The 429-nt window shown below is 36.4% G+C and carries 1 protein-coding gene; it reads right to left on the bottom strand.

Annotated elements, in window-relative coordinates; all coding sequences use genetic code 11:
- A partial coding sequence (locus AB4653_RS29075) for a glycosyltransferase (protein ID WP_372106107.1) occupies window positions 1-429 on the bottom strand: 429 nt, incomplete at both ends.

The following is a 429-nucleotide window of genomic DNA, read 5'->3' as shown; positions in this document are numbered from 1 at the left end:
ATCTAGGGCTTTATTTGACAAGCCTCGATAATCAGCATGACCTGGAACTAGGTCAATGCCTAGTTTTTTTGCTAATCTATAGAAACATTTTGCTAACGTTTTTTTTAATAATCCATCTGTATTTCTATCTTTCCTGACACCATAAACCACATCATTCCCATTCTTAAAGTCCAAAATGAAATCTTCTATTACAGAAGGGTCTTGTTGCAAATCCGCATCTAGGGAAATAGAGAAATCACACTTGTCTACCGAACAATCCAAGCCTGATTTCAGTGCGACTTGGTGCCCTTTATTAATGGAAAGCTTGATTCCTTTTATTTTATCATTATTTTCGGCTAGTGCTTCAATTCGAGACCATGTATCATCTTTTGAACCATCATCCACAAACAATATATCACTGGATATGTCAATCACCGCTCTATCAATGAG

Source organism: Vibrio sp. 10N.222.48.A3, from assembly GCF_041475345.1.
GTDB classification, from domain to species: domain Bacteria; phylum Pseudomonadota; class Gammaproteobacteria; order Enterobacterales; family Vibrionaceae; genus Vibrio; species Vibrio tasmaniensis_A.
This window is presented reverse-complemented; position numbering and strand designations above follow the sequence as displayed.